The sequence below is a fragment of the Streptococcus fermentans genome (genome assembly GCF_040888305.1).
GTDB classification, from domain to species: Bacteria; Bacillota; Bacilli; order Lactobacillales; family Streptococcaceae; genus Streptococcus; species Streptococcus fermentans.
Map to the genome: position 1 here is coordinate 252,627 of NZ_JBFNFG010000001.1, position 15,090 is coordinate 267,716.

The 15,090-nt window shown below is 40.2% G+C and carries 13 protein-coding genes and 1 pseudogene; 8 read left to right on the plus strand and 6 right to left on the minus strand.

Annotated features, from left to right (window positions below; translation table 11 throughout):
• Positions 1-28: 28 nt before the first annotated feature.
• From AB2B50_RS01230 to mnmL, 4 genes are read right to left on the minus strand one after another with little or no spacing between them, the layout of a single operon-like run.
• Positions 29-2,083, minus strand: a complete 2,055-nt coding sequence (locus AB2B50_RS01230; RefSeq protein WP_320692224.1) for a cation:proton antiporter — start codon at positions 2,081-2,083, stop codon at positions 29-31.
• An 11-nt stretch (positions 2,084-2,094) separates the two neighbouring features.
• Positions 2,095-2,349, minus strand: a complete 255-nt coding sequence (locus tag AB2B50_RS01235; protein ID WP_320692223.1) for a hypothetical protein — start codon at positions 2,347-2,349, stop codon at positions 2,095-2,097.
• Entirely contained in the window at positions 2,342-2,899 is a 558-nt protein-coding gene (gene mnmM, locus AB2B50_RS01240) for a tRNA 5-(aminomethyl)-2-thiouridylate-methyltransferase MnmM (protein WP_223139940.1), read from the minus strand. Before mnmM ends, AB2B50_RS01235 begins: the two co-directional genes overlap by 8 nt.
• Positions 2,883-3,830 (minus strand): tRNA modification radical SAM protein MnmL/YtqA, encoded by a 948-nt coding sequence (mnmL, locus tag AB2B50_RS01245; RefSeq protein ID WP_320692222.1) that lies wholly within the window; start codon positions 3,828-3,830, stop codon positions 2,883-2,885. The genes mnmM and mnmL overlap by 17 nt, the downstream gene beginning before the upstream one ends.
• A gap of 191 nt (positions 3,831-4,021) precedes the next feature.
• Here mnmL and AB2B50_RS01250 point away from each other — a divergent pair, with 191 nt between their 5' ends.
• The 6 genes and pseudogenes from AB2B50_RS01250 (at position 4,022) to AB2B50_RS01275 (ending at position 10,785) form a co-directional block, all read left to right on the plus strand.
• Positions 4,022-6,208: a PTS transporter subunit IIBC gene (locus AB2B50_RS01250; RefSeq protein ID WP_301559703.1), complete on the plus strand. Its 2,187-nt coding sequence runs from the start codon at positions 4,022-4,024 to the stop codon at positions 6,206-6,208.
• A gap of 52 nt (positions 6,209-6,260) precedes the next feature.
• Entirely contained in the window at positions 6,261-7,079 is an 819-nt protein-coding gene (locus AB2B50_RS01255; protein ID WP_045763819.1) for an endonuclease/exonuclease/phosphatase family protein, read from the plus strand.
• Between the two features lie 149 nt (positions 7,080-7,228).
• Positions 7,229-7,954 (plus strand): CppA N-terminal domain-containing protein, encoded by a 726-nt coding sequence (locus AB2B50_RS01260; protein ID WP_320692221.1) that lies wholly within the window; start codon positions 7,229-7,231, stop codon positions 7,952-7,954.
• A complete protein-coding gene (locus AB2B50_RS01265; RefSeq protein WP_320692220.1) occupies positions 7,951-8,883 on the plus strand; it encodes a serine hydrolase domain-containing protein in 933 nt (310 codons plus the stop codon). Before AB2B50_RS01260 ends, AB2B50_RS01265 begins: the two co-directional genes overlap by 4 nt.
• Before the next feature lie 9 nt (positions 8,884-8,892).
• Positions 8,893-9,804, plus strand: a complete 912-nt coding sequence (locus AB2B50_RS01270; RefSeq protein WP_320692219.1) for a DMT family transporter — start codon at positions 8,893-8,895, stop codon at positions 9,802-9,804.
• A gap of 222 nt (positions 9,805-10,026) precedes the next feature.
• Positions 10,027-10,785 (plus strand): annotated as a pseudogene (locus AB2B50_RS01275) (CPBP family glutamic-type intramembrane protease).
• A 110-nt stretch (positions 10,786-10,895) separates the two neighbouring features.
• On the opposite strand, the gene AB2B50_RS01280 reads toward AB2B50_RS01275, so the two are convergent.
• Both AB2B50_RS01280 and rsmG read right to left on the minus strand, forming a co-directional pair.
• Complete coding sequence (locus tag AB2B50_RS01280; protein WP_320692218.1) at positions 10,896-12,179, minus strand: uracil-xanthine permease family protein; 1,284 nt, start codon at positions 12,177-12,179, stop codon at positions 10,896-10,898.
• 609 nt (positions 12,180-12,788) lie between these two features.
• Positions 12,789-13,502 carry a 16S rRNA (guanine(527)-N(7))-methyltransferase RsmG gene (gene rsmG, locus AB2B50_RS01285; protein WP_320692217.1) on the minus strand — a complete coding sequence of 238 codons (714 nt, stop codon included), beginning with the start codon at positions 13,500-13,502 and terminating at the stop codon, positions 12,789-12,791.
• A 94-nt stretch (positions 13,503-13,596) separates the two neighbouring features.
• Here rsmG and AB2B50_RS01290 point away from each other — a divergent pair, with 94 nt between their 5' ends.
• Together AB2B50_RS01290 and htpX are read left to right on the plus strand one after the other, a co-directional pair.
• Positions 13,597-14,157 carry a LemA family protein gene (locus AB2B50_RS01290; protein ID WP_320692216.1) on the plus strand — a complete coding sequence of 187 codons (561 nt, stop codon included), beginning with the start codon at positions 13,597-13,599 and terminating at the stop codon, positions 14,155-14,157.
• A 1-nt stretch (position 14,158) separates the two neighbouring features.
• Positions 14,159-15,058 carry a zinc metalloprotease HtpX gene (gene htpX / locus AB2B50_RS01295; RefSeq protein ID WP_320692215.1) on the plus strand — a complete coding sequence of 300 codons (900 nt, stop codon included), beginning with the start codon at positions 14,159-14,161 and terminating at the stop codon, positions 15,056-15,058.
• The last annotated feature ends 32 nt before the right edge of the window (positions 15,059-15,090 follow it).

Genomic DNA, 15,090 nt, shown 5'->3' on the forward strand with positions numbered 1-15,090 from the left:
TTTCTTTCTGTCTTGTTTGGTATAGATTTTAATTTCTTCGAACTAATTCCATCATATCGTAAGGTAAGGTATTAGCTGATTCTTTCAAGGAATAGGTTTCTAAATTATTGACATTTTGGCGAAGCTTTTTAGCATACTGAGCTGAGATGAGTTTTTGTTTCTCGTATTCAAAGATACACTTACGTTCGAGATAGTATCCTCTAAGCATTTCATCAATGTTATTGGGTTTGATACGATTGATAACCCGTTCCACAAAGGCACCGCTCGTAATATGACTGGTTTCGCGAAGACGAGATTCCTGCATAAAGCTGATCAGAGAACTCTTATAAATCCCTTTAAGGTTTTCCAAACTCTCGATGATAATTTCCGTATTAGCTAGGTAGAGTTCTGCAATCTGGTCATAATCAATGGCAAGAAGTCGCTGTTTTTCCTTGTCTTTCCACGAGCGGAATGTTTTCCCAAATGTGAGCAATTCATGAAGTAGAAAACGAAGAATGCGTATGGAGACAAGGAAGTAGTAGGTTAGTCGAGAAGCAAAGTTTCGCTTAATATTTTTCTCCATGTTTTTCAAGTAGCGTTGGTAGACACGATAAGCACGACCTCCAATCTTTCCTTCTTCATAGGCTTGTTCCAAGCCATCGCTTTCAACACTGAGAATCAAGAGTTTAAGAGCTTCCCAGTCCTCCTGAATTTCTTTGTTTTCTTGACTAAGAATAAGATTTTCAATACGTCCATGATAATTGTCAATAGCCGCATAGAGTGGAACCTTGTTTTTTGTGTTCTCTAAATCCTTCTCTAATTCCATGGCGACATCGTTTAAGATAGCGATGTGCATGAGCTGATCCTTAGATGGTTCTTTCTCTTCAGAAAGGTGTGGGAGTACGAGTAATCCTGTAAGGAAACTGACCAGGGTGACACCAGCTACGAGGAAGAGAAGGAGAGAGTATTCCTGCTCTAAATCAGACGGTATCAAGAGAATAGTGGCAATGGATACAGTCCCCTTTACACCAGAAAACGTAAGGAGGAGCATGTCTTTGACATACTTGTCTAAACTTTTATGAAGCTTCTTAATCCGAAAAGCGTAAAATCCATAGATCATGACAAATCGGATAGCAAAAAGCAGGAAGGTCAAGAGGAACACGCTGAGTAATAGAAGCACATTGTTATAAAAAGCATTCTTCAGAATCGGCTCTGCAATCATTTCCAGTTCCATACCAAGAACGACAAAGACAGAACCATTGAGCATAAAGGTTACAGTGTCCCAAACAGTCTCAGTAACTGTATCAACTTGTGCTTCAAGGAGATTTATTTTCTTGAAACGACTGGCTTTGAGAATCCCAGCAACAACAACGGCGATGATGCCTGAAACATGTATCTCTTCGGCTATGAAAAAAGTCAAGAGAGGTAAACTTAGTTCCAGTAAGAGCTCACTTGCGATATCTGTTGCACGGACGCTGAGTAGAAAGGTATGAAGGAAGCGATTGATTAAGGCTGTTATACAGCCGACTGCAAATCCCCCAACGATGGAAATGGCTAATGAAGTTCCGGCTTGGGTAAGTGAGAATGTTCCTGTTGTCCAAGCGATGAGAGCCATCCGAAAAGCTACGAGTCCAGAAGCATCATTAAGAAGACCTTCCCCTTTTAGGATATTAGAAACCCGCTTCGGGAAGGAAAAGCGTTGAGAAAGGGATGCGAAGGCTACTAGGTCAGTAGGTCCTAAAGCCGCACCAACTGCTAGGCAGGCGGCTAATGGTAGGCTAGCCCAAAGGACATGAGCGAGTCCCCCTATGCTCAGAGCTGAGACAAAGATAACTGGAAAAATCAAGAAGAGGACAATCCGCCAGTGTTTTAGGATGGAGGTAACGTCTGCTTCTTGAGCTTCTCGAAAGAGGAGCGGTCCGATAACTAAAGCAAGAAACAATTCAGTATCTAGATGATATTGGTTATTAGGTAAGCAAAGACCAATACCGATACCCAGCAAAATCTGAATCAGGGGCATGGGTAAAAAGGGAAGCAGTTTATTGGTCGTACTAGAAACAATTAGAACAAGTAAAAATATCAAGAGATAAAACAGTAAATCCATCTTCTACCTCCTTATTTTTGTTTTCGACAAGCTTCAAAAAGTTCCTTTTGTTCTTGGATTTTTTGATCAATCTTCGAGCAGTCCTTATGCTCGATTTTCTTCTGACAACGCTCCATTTCAAGTGTTATCATTTTCTTCTTGATTTTCAGCATCTTCTTGCTCATATGAGCTTCGTCTAACATACCAACTGCCCGTTCATGTTGAGTTGATTCGACAAAGTTGTGACGTAGATTTTCTATTTTATCTCGTAGGTATTGTTTATCCATGTCGATACCTTTCTAATTTTTCAATCATGACTAAAAATGGTGGATTGTTGATTTGGTTGAGAGTGCGATAGATCGTAGCAGTATATTCTTGTTGTGGTAAGTGACTGACAAAATCCATGACTGCATCCCGTTCGATATCTCCGCCTTCATGCCCGTAATAAATCATGATGGCTATTCGTCCACCCTTAACTAGCAATTGGCAAAGTTTATCCAGTGCTTCAATAGTTGTTTGAGGTTGGGTGATAATGCTTTTATCAGCTGAAGGAAGATAACCAAGATTAAAGATGGCAGCTTTCACCTCAGTTACAAACTGATCCACGGTTTCATGACCTTGTAGGATTAATTCTGCATTGGTCAAACCAGCTTCTTGTAGACGTTGGCTTGTCTTTTCTAGAGCTTGTTCCTGTATATCAAAAGCGTAGACTTGTTTAGCCAACTTGGCAAGAAAAAAGGTATCGTGGCCATTTCCCATGGTCGCATCAACGACAATATCATCTTGTGTAATGACTTGGGCAAGAAAATCATGCGCCATTTCAAGTGGTCTTTTCATTCATAAACTCCTGTTTTACAGCCTTGCATCCTTGGACGCTACCGCGTCGTCTCATTTCAGCATCAATGCTATTTAGAACTTCCCATTTATTGAGACTCCACATAGGACCAATCAGCATATCTCTAGGCGCATCACCTGTAATCCGATGGATAACGATATGCTTGGGAATAATTTCTAGTTGGTCACAGATAACCTTGACATATTCATCCTGACTCATGAGCTGCAAACGACCTTCATGATAATCCCTTTGCATCCGAGTATTGGTCATGAGGTGAAGTAGGTGAAGTTTAATCCCTTGGATATCATTGTCCCTTACACAACGCCGAACGTTTTCCACCATCATTTCATGAGTTTCACCTGGCAAACCATTGATCAAATGGGCAACAATCTCGATTTTAGGATATTTTCTCAAGCGCTTGACAGTCTCCACGTAGAGTTCATAGGAGTGGGCGCGGTTAATCAATTCTGAAGTTTCTTCGTAAGTAGTTTGTAAGCCTAACTCTACGGTAACATGCATTCGCTCTGATAATTCTGCCAAGTATTCAATTGTTTCATCAGGAAGGCAATCTGGTCGAGTTCCAATATTGATGCCAACTACACCTGGTTCATTGATAGCTTGTTCATAGCGTTCGCGAATCACTTCCAGCTTTTCATGTGTATTGGTAAAATTTTGGAAGTAAACCAAATACTTTTTAACATCTGGCCACTTACGGTGCATAAAGTCAATTTCCTTATAGAATTGCTCGCGAATAGGAGCATCAGGAGCAACGATTGCATCTCCAGAACCAGAAACCGTACAAAAAGTACAGCCCCCATGTGCTACAGTTCCATCGCGATTGGGACAATCAAAGCCAGCATCAATAGGGACTTTAAAAGTCTTTTCTCCAAATAAATTTCGATAGTAATCATTCAAGGTATTATACGATTTCATAGCTAATATTATATCAGAAAAGACCCGCAAACTCAAAGTCAGCAAATAAGTGAGAGATATTGAAATGATTGGACAGAAAATTTTTTTAAAAAAAGCCTTTACAAAAAAATAAAAAGTGGTATAATTAAGTCACAAACAAGTGCAAACGTTTTCGTAAAACGTTTGCCTAATAAATATAAAAGGAGATTTGAATGATGAAAGATACATTCAAAAATGTCTTGTCTTTCGAATTTTGGCAGAAATTCGGTAAGGCTCTAATGGTGGTTATCGCTGTTATGCCAGCGGCTGGATTGATGATTTCAATCGGTAAGTCACTTGCAATGATTGACCCAAACCTTGCTCCCCTAGTTATTACTGGTGGCGTACTAGAGCAAATTGGTTGGGGAGTTATCGGTAACCTTCATATTTTGTTTGCCCTCGCTATTGGAGGAAGTTGGGCTAAAGAACGTGCTGGTGGTGCTTTTGCGGCAGGTCTTGCATTTATCCTTATTAACCGTATCACTGGTACAATCTTCGGTGTATCAGGGGATATGTTGAAAGATCCTAACGCTATGGTTTCAACAATCTTTGGTGGATCTATCAAGGTTGCTGATTACTTCATTAGTGTACTTGAGTCACCAGCCCTTAACATGGGGGTATTTGTAGGGATTATCTCAGGTTTTGTTGGAGCGACTGCATTTAACAAATACTATAATTTCCGTAAACTTCCTGATGCCCTTTCATTCTTTAACGGGAAACGTTTTGTACCATTTGTAGTTATTCTTCGCTCAGCAATCGCTGCAATTCTTCTTTCAGCTTTCTGGCCAGTTGTTCAAACAGGTATCAACAACTTCGGTATCTGGATTGCTAATTCACAAGAAACAGCACCAGTTCTTGCACCATTCTTGTATGGTACTTTGGAACGCTTGCTCTTGCCATTTGGTCTTCACCATATGTTGACTATCCCAATGAACTATACAGCTCTTGGTGGTACTTACGATATTTTAACTGGTGCAGCAAAAGGCACTCAAGTATTTGGACAAGATCCACTTTGGCTTGCATGGGTAACAGACCTTGTAAACCTTAAAGGTACTGATGCTAGTCAATACCAAACATTGCTAGATACAGTTCATCCAGCTCGTTTCAAAGTTGGACAAATGATTGGTTCATTCGGTATTTTGATGGGTGTGGCTGCTGCTATTTACCGTAATGTTGAAGCAGACAAGAAACACCAATACAAAGGTATGATGATTGCGACAGCTCTTGCAACTTTCTTGACAGGTGTTACTGAGCCAATTGAATATATGTTCATGTTCGTTGCAACACCTCTTTACCTTGTCTACGCTGTTGTTCAAGGTGCTGCCTTTGCTATGGCTGATATTGTTCACCTTCGTGTGCACTCATTCGGTTCAATTGAATTCTTGACTCGTACTCCACTAGCTATCAATGCTGGTCTTGGTATGGATATCATTAACTTTATCTGGGTAACAGCACTATTTGCAGTTATCATGTACTTTATCGCCAACTTCATGATTCAAAAATTCAACTATGCGACTCCAGGACGTAACGGAAACTACGAAACTGCTGAAGGTTCATCAGAATCTGCTGCTTCTGGTGAGTCAAAAGTTGCAGAAGCTTCTCAAGCTGTTAACATCATTAACCTTCTTGGTGGACGTGCTAACATCGTTGATGTGGACGCATGTATGACTCGCCTTCGTGTTACTGTAAAAGACGCTGAAAAAGTTGGAACAGAGGAACAATGGAAAGCTGAAGGAGCTATGGGACTTGTCATGAAAGGACAAGGTGTCCAAGCTATCTACGGACCTAAAGCTGACGTTTTGAAATCAGATATCCAAGACCTTCTTGACTCAGGTGAAGTGATTCCTGAAACTCTTCCAAGTCAAATGGCAGCAGCTCAACAAGATGCTGTTGTATACAAAGGTGTGACTGAAGAAGTATACTCAGTTGCTGACGGTCAAGTGATTGAATTGGATCAAGTTAAGGATCCTGTATTCGCACAAAAAATGATGGGTGATGGATTTGCAGTGGAACCATCAAACGGAAACATTGTATCTCCAGTATCAGGTACTGTATCAAGCATCTTCCCAACTAAACACGCTCTTGGTCTTGTGACTGAAGCAGGCCTTGAAGTACTTGTTCACATTGGTTTAGACACAGTCAGTCTTGAAGGTAAACCATTTACAGTTCGTGTTACTGAAGGACAACAGGTTGCAGCTGGTGATCTTCTTGTCACAGCTGACTTGGGTGCTATCCGTGAAGCTGGTCGTGAAACCACAACTGTAGTTGTCTTCACAAATGGTGATGCGATCAAATCAGTTAAATTAGAAAAAACAGGTTCTCTTGCTGCTAAAACAGCAGTTGCAAAAGTAGAATTGTAATATTTAGGAGGTTGGAAGCTGTTTCCAACCTCTTGTTTAATAGGAGAAAAGCATGAAGTTTTTAACACTCAATACCCATAGTTGGATGGAAAAAGATCCTGAACAAAAGTTTCAACTTTTACTTCAAGATATACTTGAAAATGGTTATGATTTGATTTGTTTTCAAGAAATTAACCAGGAAATTACTTCAGCGCAAGTAGAAGCTGGTGTACTTTATCAGCCATTACCATCTGCTGAGCCGATTCATCAAGACCACTATGTGCGACTTTTGGTAGAGAAGTTGGCTGAGCAAGGTCAAAACTATTATTGGACTTGGGCCTATAACCATATCGGTTATGATCGTTACCATGAAGGTGTTGCAATTCTATCTAAAACACCAATTGAAGCGCGTGAAATTTTGGTTTCAGATGTAGATGATCCGACAGATTACCACACTCGTCGAGTTGCTCTAGCAGAGACAGTAGTTGAAGGTAAAGAACTTGCAGTTGCGAGTGTCCATCTCTCTTGGTGGGATAAAGGCTTCCAAGAGGAATGGGCGCGCTTTGAAGCAGTTCTGAAAGAATTGAACAAGCCACTCTTGCTAGCAGGTGATTTTAATAATCCTGCAGGCCAAGAGGGTTACCAAGCTATTTTAGCTAGTCCACTAAACTTACAAGATGCATTTGAAGTTGCAAAAGAAAGAAGTGGTAGTTACACTGTTCCGCCTGAAATTGATGGTTGGAAGGGAAACAGCGAACCTCTTCGAATCGATTATATCTTTACAACAGAGGATGTGCAGGTAGAAAAACTTCACGTGGTCTTTGATGGTAAAAACAGTCCACAAGTTAGTGATCATTACGGTCTACAAGCAACACTATCTTGGAAAGACTAAATAAGGTATTTTAGTAAAAACAATCAAGCCCCCCTTCTACAAACAGAAGGGGGAATTTAATTTAAAGAGTTAATATAGTTAAAGTTTTTTATTGAATAACTTGTAAAAAAAGATAAAATCCTTTAAAATAAAAAGTGTTGGAGGAATTTATGATTGTAAATCAAATAAAGCGTATGATCCCGACGCTAAAGGTAAATAATAGAAATTTAAATGAGTTGTTTTATATTGAGACTTTGGGGATGAAACCCTTGCTTGAAGAGTCAGCCTTCTTATCACTAGGAGACCAATCAGGTATTGAAAAGTTAGTTTTAGAAGAGTCACCAAGTATGAGGAGCCGTAAGGTTGAAGGGATTAAAAAATTAGCTAGATTACTTGTAAAGGTAGAGAAGCCATCTGAGATTGAAGCACTACTAGCTAGAATGGAAGAAATCCCTCAACTCTATAAAGGAAATAAGGGATATGCTTTTGAGGTTCTTTCTCCAGAAGGGGATTGTATTCTTATTCATGCTGAAGATGATATCAAGGATTTGAAAAAAGTTGAGGAAGAAGTCACTTTTGCAAAAGATGAGAAACTGAGATATTTGACAGCTTTTGAAATCTCGGTGGAAATCAACTTACCAGATGAGACATCAAGCCTACTTGAAAAAGAAGAAATTGAAAACCGACTAGCTTTTAATCAAACTCAAGGGAGCGATTTACTGGTTGAAAATAATGTAACTTGGGACTTGTCCATGTTGAAATTTCAAGTTGAGAATTTGGATCTTGTTGTATTGCGTCAGCGTTTTGAAGAAGCTGGTTACTTTATTCCAAAATCTGAGAAGTTTTTCCTCACTAAGGATACCAACAATATTGAATTGTGGTTTGAAGAAGTATGAAACAAGAAATCATTCAAAAAATAGAGCAACAAATTGAGGCAGGGATTTGTCCTGGTGCCTCTTTTGCGTATTATCGTGATGGCGTTTGGACTGACTGGTATCTAGGAGAAGCAAATCCAGAAACTGGTGAGCAGACTCGTGAGGGCTTGGTCTATGATTTGGCAAGTGTGAGCAAGGTCGTTGGAGTAGGAACGGTCTTAACCTTTTTGTGGAAGGAAGGCAAGATTGAGTTAGATAACTCCATAAGAGACTATCTTCCAGAAGTGGATTACCCAGACATCACCATTCGTCAACTCCTAACGCATGCGACAGATTTGGACCCCTATATCCTCAATAGGGATCAGCTCTCAGCAGACCAGTTGAGGAATGCCATGTTTCATCTTAATCGCCGAGAGAAGAGAGCCTTTCTCTACTCGGATGTGCACTTTCTCTTGCTAGGTTTTCTCTTGGAAAAGTATTTTGAAAAGGACTTGGATCAGATTTTACAAGAGCAAGTTTTGGATCCTTGGGGAATGAAGGAAACTCAGTTTGGTCCAGTTAGCCGTGCTGTTCCAACGGTCCGTGGACAGAAAGCAGGAGTGGTACATGATCCTAAGGCTCGTTTGCTTGGAAAGCATGCAGGTAGTGCAGGCTTGTTTTCAACAGTTCATGATTTAAAAATCTTCTTGGAGCATTATTTGCAGGATGATTTTGCTACAGACTTAAGTCAGAATTTTTCGGATCTGAATGATAAAGAACGCTCATTGGCCTGGAATTTTGAAGGTGATTGGTTGGACCATACAGGCTATACTGGGACCTTTATCATGTGGAATCGACAGAAACAAGAGGCGGCAATTTTTCTATCTAACCGAACCTATGAAAAAGATGAGCGTGCCCAATGGATATTGGACCGTAATCAGGTCATGGACTTGATTCGAGAGGCAGACTAGGGAGGAAGTATGTCAAAAGCTTTAAAAGGAACTATTTTTACAGTGATTGCAGGTATCGCATGGGGCCTATCAGGGACTAGCGGTCAGTACTTGATGGCTCACGGGATTTCAGCCCTCGTTCTGACCAATATCCGTTTGATAATTGCTGGTTTACTCCTGATTATTCTTGCCTATACTAAATCAAGGGATAAATTTATGGCTTTTCTGAAGGATAAATCAAGTCTGTTTTCTCTCTTGTTATTTTCTTTATTTGGTCTTTTTCTAAATCAATTAGCTTATCTTTCAGCTATTCAGGAGACAAATGCTGGGACAGCGACAGTTCTCCAGTATGTCTGTCCAGTTGGAATCCTTGCTTACACTTGTATCAAGGATAAGGTGGCTCCGACGCTTACAGAAATCATCTCTATGTTTTTAGCTATAGGTGGGACCTTTCTCATTGCAACCCATGGGCAATTGGATCAACTCTCGATGACTCCAGCTGGTCTATTTTGGGGTTTGTTCTCGGCCCTAACCTATGCTCTTTATATCATTTTACCCATAAAATTGATTCAAAAATGGGGGAGCATTTTGGTTATTGGTGTTGGAATGACCATCTCAGGTATACTAGCAGTACCTTTTACGGGGCTTATCGGGGCCAGTATTCCCATATCTTTTGATATCTTTCTAGCTTTTGCTGGCATCATTCTGATTGGAACGGTCTTTGCCTATACAGCCTTCCTCAAGGGAGCTAGTATGATAGGACCAGTCAAGTCTAGCCTTTTGGCTTCGATTGAGCCTATCTCGGCAGTATTTTTTGCCTTCATGATTATGGGGGATATCTTTTATCCTGTAGATTTTCTTGGTATGGCAATGATTTTACTAGCTGTGACTATCATTTCATTGAAGGATTTAATGCTTGAAAAGAAACATCATTCCGTTTAATGGATTAAACCAGTCTTTGATAAGGCTGGTTTTTAATCTTCCAGCAAGTTGGTTCATATAACCTTATACTCTTCGAAAATCAAATTCAAACTGCGTCAACGTCGCCTTGCCGTACTCAAGTACAGCCTGCGGCTAGTTTCCTAGTTTGCTCTTTGATTTTCATTGAGTATTAAGAATGAATGGTTATAATCAATCCATACATTTAAAGATAAAGGAGGAAATATGAATTTGCTACAAAGTATTCATCCATCAAAACCTTTAAGATACTTAAAATGGTTCGATATCCTCATCATCACTGTTTTAATGTTTGGAGAGTTTATCATTCGTTCTACCCAGCAATTTATGGAAAGTTTATCGCCTTCAACTCTTACTAGCGTCGCAGAAACTACGACAAATCTAGCAAGTGATGGGGCAGCTTATTCTAGTAATTTCAATTTCCAATTGATGATGTTTGGGATTACCTTCCTTTATCTTGTGATTCGAAATTATGATTTTAAACAGCTTCCTATACGTTGGAGCTGGTCTGTTTTAATTTGGGTTCCCCTTATCTTTGCTGTAGTTGGTATCTTTGGTGATATCATTACAACCCTTAGTGGTGAGTACAATTATTTTAATCCTCAGTTGATCCCTTTTATAGATCCTATGGAAATCATTTGAAAATTCATGGCTTTAACGCCAATGGCCATTGGTTATGCTCTTCTAAATGGTTTTTATGAAGAATTTTTCTTCCTAGGCTTACTGTCTTCAGTAAAAGAAAAGCACAAGTGGTTGGCTCTAGTCTACTCGGTAATTATACGGATTTCTTTCCATACCTATCAAGGCTTACTCTGGGCCTTGGTGATTGGGCTTGTTTATGGTCTCTTTTATTATTTCTTGTACAAGTATGTAGTCAAGAATTTACTGCCATTTTTTCTCATGTATGCTCTGGCAGATATGTTTGGTTCAAGTCTCTTGTATCTTCTGATTGCTTGGGGAAATTAAGAAATCAAACTTTTTGACAACAGTCCAATGAGTCACTGTATCAAAAGCTTCTTGTTCATAAAAACGAGGTCGGGATTTTTGGTCCCGACCTCTTGTTGATTCTATATGGATTAGTCATTGTTTTCGTATGGCAAGATCAAGTTTAGGATGATACCTGTCATAGCTGATAGGGCAGTACCTGAAAGGGTAACTGGACCAAGTTTAAGGATTGCTCCACCAAGTCCAAGCACCAACATGGCACTTGCGATGATAAGGTTGCGCATTTGGCTAAAGTCAACACGTTCTTTGATCAAGACTTTCAAACCGTTACTTGCGATAACCCCGTAAAGAAGGATAGACATACCACCAAGTACAGCGTTTGGAATTGTTGAAATCAAGGCAGTGAATTTACCAAGGAAGCTGAGAGCAATTGCGATAAAGGCAGCGTTACGGATAACTGAGACAGAAGCGATACGAGTCATACCGATAACCCCTGTATTTTCACCGTAAGTTGTATTTGCTGGTCCACCGAGGAAGGCAGAAACAGATGTTGCAATACCATCACCAAGAAGGGTACGGTGAAGACCTGGTTCTTTCAAGAATTGGCGTCCACAGATTTGACCTAGAACGGTGTGGTCTCCGATATGTTCAGAAATGGTTACGATTGCGATTGGTAGGATGGCAATTGTTTCAGGACCGAAGTAAAGGTCGTATTGTTTGAAGGCACCACCTGTATTGAATGGTAGGTAGAAACCAGGGATTTCAAACCAGTTAGCTTCAAGAACAGGAGTGAAGTCAACCAATCCAAGTGCTAGTGCAAAGAGATAACCACCGATAATGGCAAAAAGGAATGGGATGATTCGTAGGAATCCTTTTCCTTTTGTATTGATAAAGGCAGCAATCAAGAAAGTAACAACGGCTACAAGAGCGTTTTTCCAGTTTCCGTCAGCTACAAGACCAGCGTTGGTAACAGCTGAACTAGCAAGTCCAAGACCGATAACAATGATCATAGGACCGATAATGATTGGAGGTAAGAGTTTGTCGATCCATTTTGTACCTGCAAAGCGAATACTTGCAGCAACAAGGACATAAACAAGACCAGTCAGGATAACCCCTGTCTGAGCAGCAGATACATCACCACCCATTTCTTTCATGGCAAGTGACATAGCTGTGATAAAGGCAAAAGAAGAACCCAGATAAACTGGAACTTTAAAGCCAGTAGAGATCATGTAAATGAGTGTTCCTACACCTGAAGCAAAAAGGGCAACCGATACAGGCATTCCCAAGATCAAAGGTACCAAGATGGTTGCACCAAACATGGCGAATACGTGCTGGAAGCTAAGAAGAATTCCCTTTCCAGCTGAAGGACGTTGGTCAACGTCTAAAAGCAAATCAACAGTTGATTCCTGTTTCATATTAACCTCACTTTTGGGCATCAAAAAAGAGCCCATTATTTTATAGCAATAGGCTCCCAGAGTAAGACCTCTCTAAAACAAGACTCCTTTATCAAGTTTTAAAGAGTTTTATATAGATCTGCGCCTTCGTCACCTCACGGGATGACATTAAAAACCTTTGCTTAGGATAGTATAGCAGAAAAAAATGATTTTGTAAATCATTTTTTCCCGAGCCTTGAAATGAGAGAGCGAGGCATGAGTTTGTAAATCATTTTTTCCCGAGCCTTGAAACGAGACAGCGAGGTATGATTTTGTATATCATTTGTTCCTGAGCCTTGAAATGAGAGAGCGAGGCATGAGTTTGTAAATCATTTTTTCCCGAGCCTTGAAATGAGAGAGCGAGGCATGATTTTGTAAATCATTTTTTCCCGAGCCTTGAAACGAGAAAGCGAGGTATGATTTTGTATATCATTTTTTCCTGAGCCTTGAAATGAGAGAGCGAGGCATGATTTTGTAAATCATTTTTTCCCGAGCCTTGAAATGAGAGAGCGAGGTATGATTTTGTAAATCATTTTTTCCTGAGCCTTGAAATGAGAGAGTGAGGTATGAGTTTGCAGATTTTTAATCTTTCTAAAGCGGACGTTTGTTAGGCATGCCAGCCTTTCTTGGGTATTTATTTGGAGTTTCTTTTTTCTTCTCGACAATAGTAATGTAGCGAGGGTCTCCGTTAGGAAGTGTGTAACTGAGATTTTCTTCAACCTTACTAAAGAGAAGGTTAAGGGCATTTTTAGCCTCAGTTAATTCCTCTGGGGCATTGCTAGCCTTCAGTGCTAGCAATTTTCCACCGACTTTTAAGTAGGGGATAGTCAACTCGGACAAGACCTGCATACGGGCAACAGCACGAGCCGTAACGATATCAAACTGGGCACGGAAGTTCTTATCTTGGGCGAAGTCTTCTGCACGTCCGTGATAGAAGTGGACATTTTCTAATCCTAGTTCTTGGGTTAATAGATTCAGAAAGTTGATTCGTTTATTGAGGGAATCAATAATGGTCACATCTAGTTGAGGATAGAGAATCTTCATAGGAAGGCTAGGAAAACCTGCTCCAGCACCAATGTCTAAGAGTTTAATGGGCTGGTTTTCAATCAATCCCTGTAAAATAGGAGCGATGGAATCATAGAAGTGTTTGAGATAGACTTCTTCTTTTTCTGTAATAGCAGTTAGGTTGATTTTTTCATTCCATTCGACCAAGAGTTCAAAATAACGCTCAAATTGAACTTTTTGCTGGTCAGAAAGATTGATATTTTGTTCAGCTAGTAGTTGATAAAATGTTTCTGGTTTCATAGTAGTTTCCTTCTTTAGTATCATCTTATTTTACCACAAAAAGATAGAAATTTGATATACTGGTACTAATCTAAAAACAGAAAGGAGATATCAGATGAATTGGATTATTCTTGGAGTTCTTGCTCTTATTGGTATCTTTGTGATTATTACCTATAATGGATTGGTTAAAAATCGCATGCAAACTAAGGAGGCATGGAGTCAGATTGATGTTCAGTTGAAACGTCGTAACGATCTCTTGCCAAACTTGATTGAGACTGTAAAGGGATATGCAAAGTATGAAGGTTCAACACTTGAAAGAGTTGCAGAACTTCGTAATCAAGTAGCAGCAGCAACTTCACCAGCAGAAGCTATGAAGGCTAGTGATGCTCTTTCACGCCAAGTATCAGGAATTTTTGCTGTTGCAGAAAATTATCCAGACCTAAAAGCAAGTGGCAACTTTGCACAATTGCAAGAGGAGTTGACCAATACTGAAAATAAAATTTCTTACTCTCGCCAACTCTACAATAGTGTTGTTAGCAACTATAATGTTAAATTAGAAACATTCCCAAGCAACCTAGTTGCTGGACTCTTTGGTTTTAAAGTGGCTGATTTCCTTCAAACACCTGAAGAAGAAAAGGCAGTACCAAAGGTTGATTTTAGTGGTTTAGGTGACTAGGATGTTGTATGATCAAATCGCGAGTAATAAGCGAAGAACTTGGATTTTACTACTAGTATTCTTTTTACTTTTGGCTTTGGTTGGATATGCAGTTGGTTATCTCTTTATGCGATCTGGTCTTAGTGGCTTAGTTATCGCTCTGATTATCGGCTTTATCTATGCCTTGTCCATGATTTTTCAATCAACAGAGATAGTCATGAGTATGAATGGTGCGCGTGAGGTGAATGAGCAGACTGCACCAACCCTCTATCATGTTGTGGAAGATATGGCTATGGTGGCGCAAATCCCTATGCCACGTGTCTTCATCATCGATGATGCCAGCTTAAATGCCTTTGCTACGGGTTCAAATCCCCAAAATGCAGCGGTAGCAGCAACTTCAGGACTCCTTGCGATTATGAATCGTGAAGAGTTAGAGGCGGTTATTGGTCATGAAGTCAGTCACATTCGTAACTATGATATACGGATTTCTACGATCGCGGTTGCCCTTGCCAGTGCTATTACACTTTTATCAAGTATGGCTGGACGTATGATGTGGTGGGGTGGGGCAGGTCGCAGACGAAGTGACGATGACCGAGATGGAAATGGCTTAGAAATCGTTATGCTCGTGGTTTCTCTACTAGCTCTTGTGCTGGCGCCTCTCGCAGCAACCTTAGTGCAACTAGCCATCTCTCGTCAACGAGAATTTTTAGCAGATGCTTCAAGTGTAGAGTTGACTCGTAATCCTCAAGGGATGATCAATGCCCTTCGTAAGCTGGACCATAGTCAGCCTATGAGTCGTCATGTGGATGATGCTAGCAGTGCTCTCTATATCAATGATCCTCAAAAACGAGGTGGCTTGCAAAAACTCTTCTATACCCATCCGCCAATCTCAGAACGGATTGAGCGTCTGAAACATATGTAAAAACATCCAGAGATTTTCCTCTGGATGTTTAC

Bases quoted from the DNA above. Each gene is read 5' to 3' on its own strand.
- AB2B50_RS01230 (WP_320692224.1), bottom strand. From the start codon at position 2,083: ATGGATTTACTGTTTTATCTCTTGATATTTTTACTTGTTCTAATTGTT.
- AB2B50_RS01235 (WP_320692223.1), bottom strand. From the start codon at position 2,349: ATGGATAAACAATACCTACGAGATAAAATAGAAAATCTACGTCACAAC.
- mnmM (WP_223139940.1), bottom strand. From the start codon at position 2,899: ATGAAAAGACCACTTGAAATGGCGCATGATTTTCTTGCCCAAGTCATT.
- mnmL (WP_320692222.1), bottom strand. From the start codon at position 3,830: ATGAAATCGTATAATACCTTGAATGATTACTATCGAAATTTATTTGGA.
- AB2B50_RS01250 (WP_301559703.1), top strand. From the start codon at position 4,022: ATGATGAAAGATACATTCAAAAATGTCTTGTCTTTCGAATTTTGGCAG.
- AB2B50_RS01255 (WP_045763819.1), top strand. From the start codon at position 6,261: ATGAAGTTTTTAACACTCAATACCCATAGTTGGATGGAAAAAGATCCT.
- AB2B50_RS01260 (WP_320692221.1), top strand. From the start codon at position 7,229: ATGATTGTAAATCAAATAAAGCGTATGATCCCGACGCTAAAGGTAAAT.
- AB2B50_RS01265 (WP_320692220.1), top strand. From the start codon at position 7,951: ATGAAACAAGAAATCATTCAAAAAATAGAGCAACAAATTGAGGCAGGG.
- AB2B50_RS01270 (WP_320692219.1), top strand. From the start codon at position 8,893: ATGTCAAAAGCTTTAAAAGGAACTATTTTTACAGTGATTGCAGGTATC.
- AB2B50_RS01280 (WP_320692218.1), bottom strand. From the start codon at position 12,179: ATGAAACAGGAATCAACTGTTGATTTGCTTTTAGACGTTGACCAACGT.
- rsmG (WP_320692217.1), bottom strand. From the start codon at position 13,502: ATGAAACCAGAAACATTTTATCAACTACTAGCTGAACAAAATATCAAT.
- AB2B50_RS01290 (WP_320692216.1), top strand. From the start codon at position 13,597: ATGAATTGGATTATTCTTGGAGTTCTTGCTCTTATTGGTATCTTTGTG.
- htpX (WP_320692215.1), top strand. From the start codon at position 14,159: ATGTTGTATGATCAAATCGCGAGTAATAAGCGAAGAACTTGGATTTTA.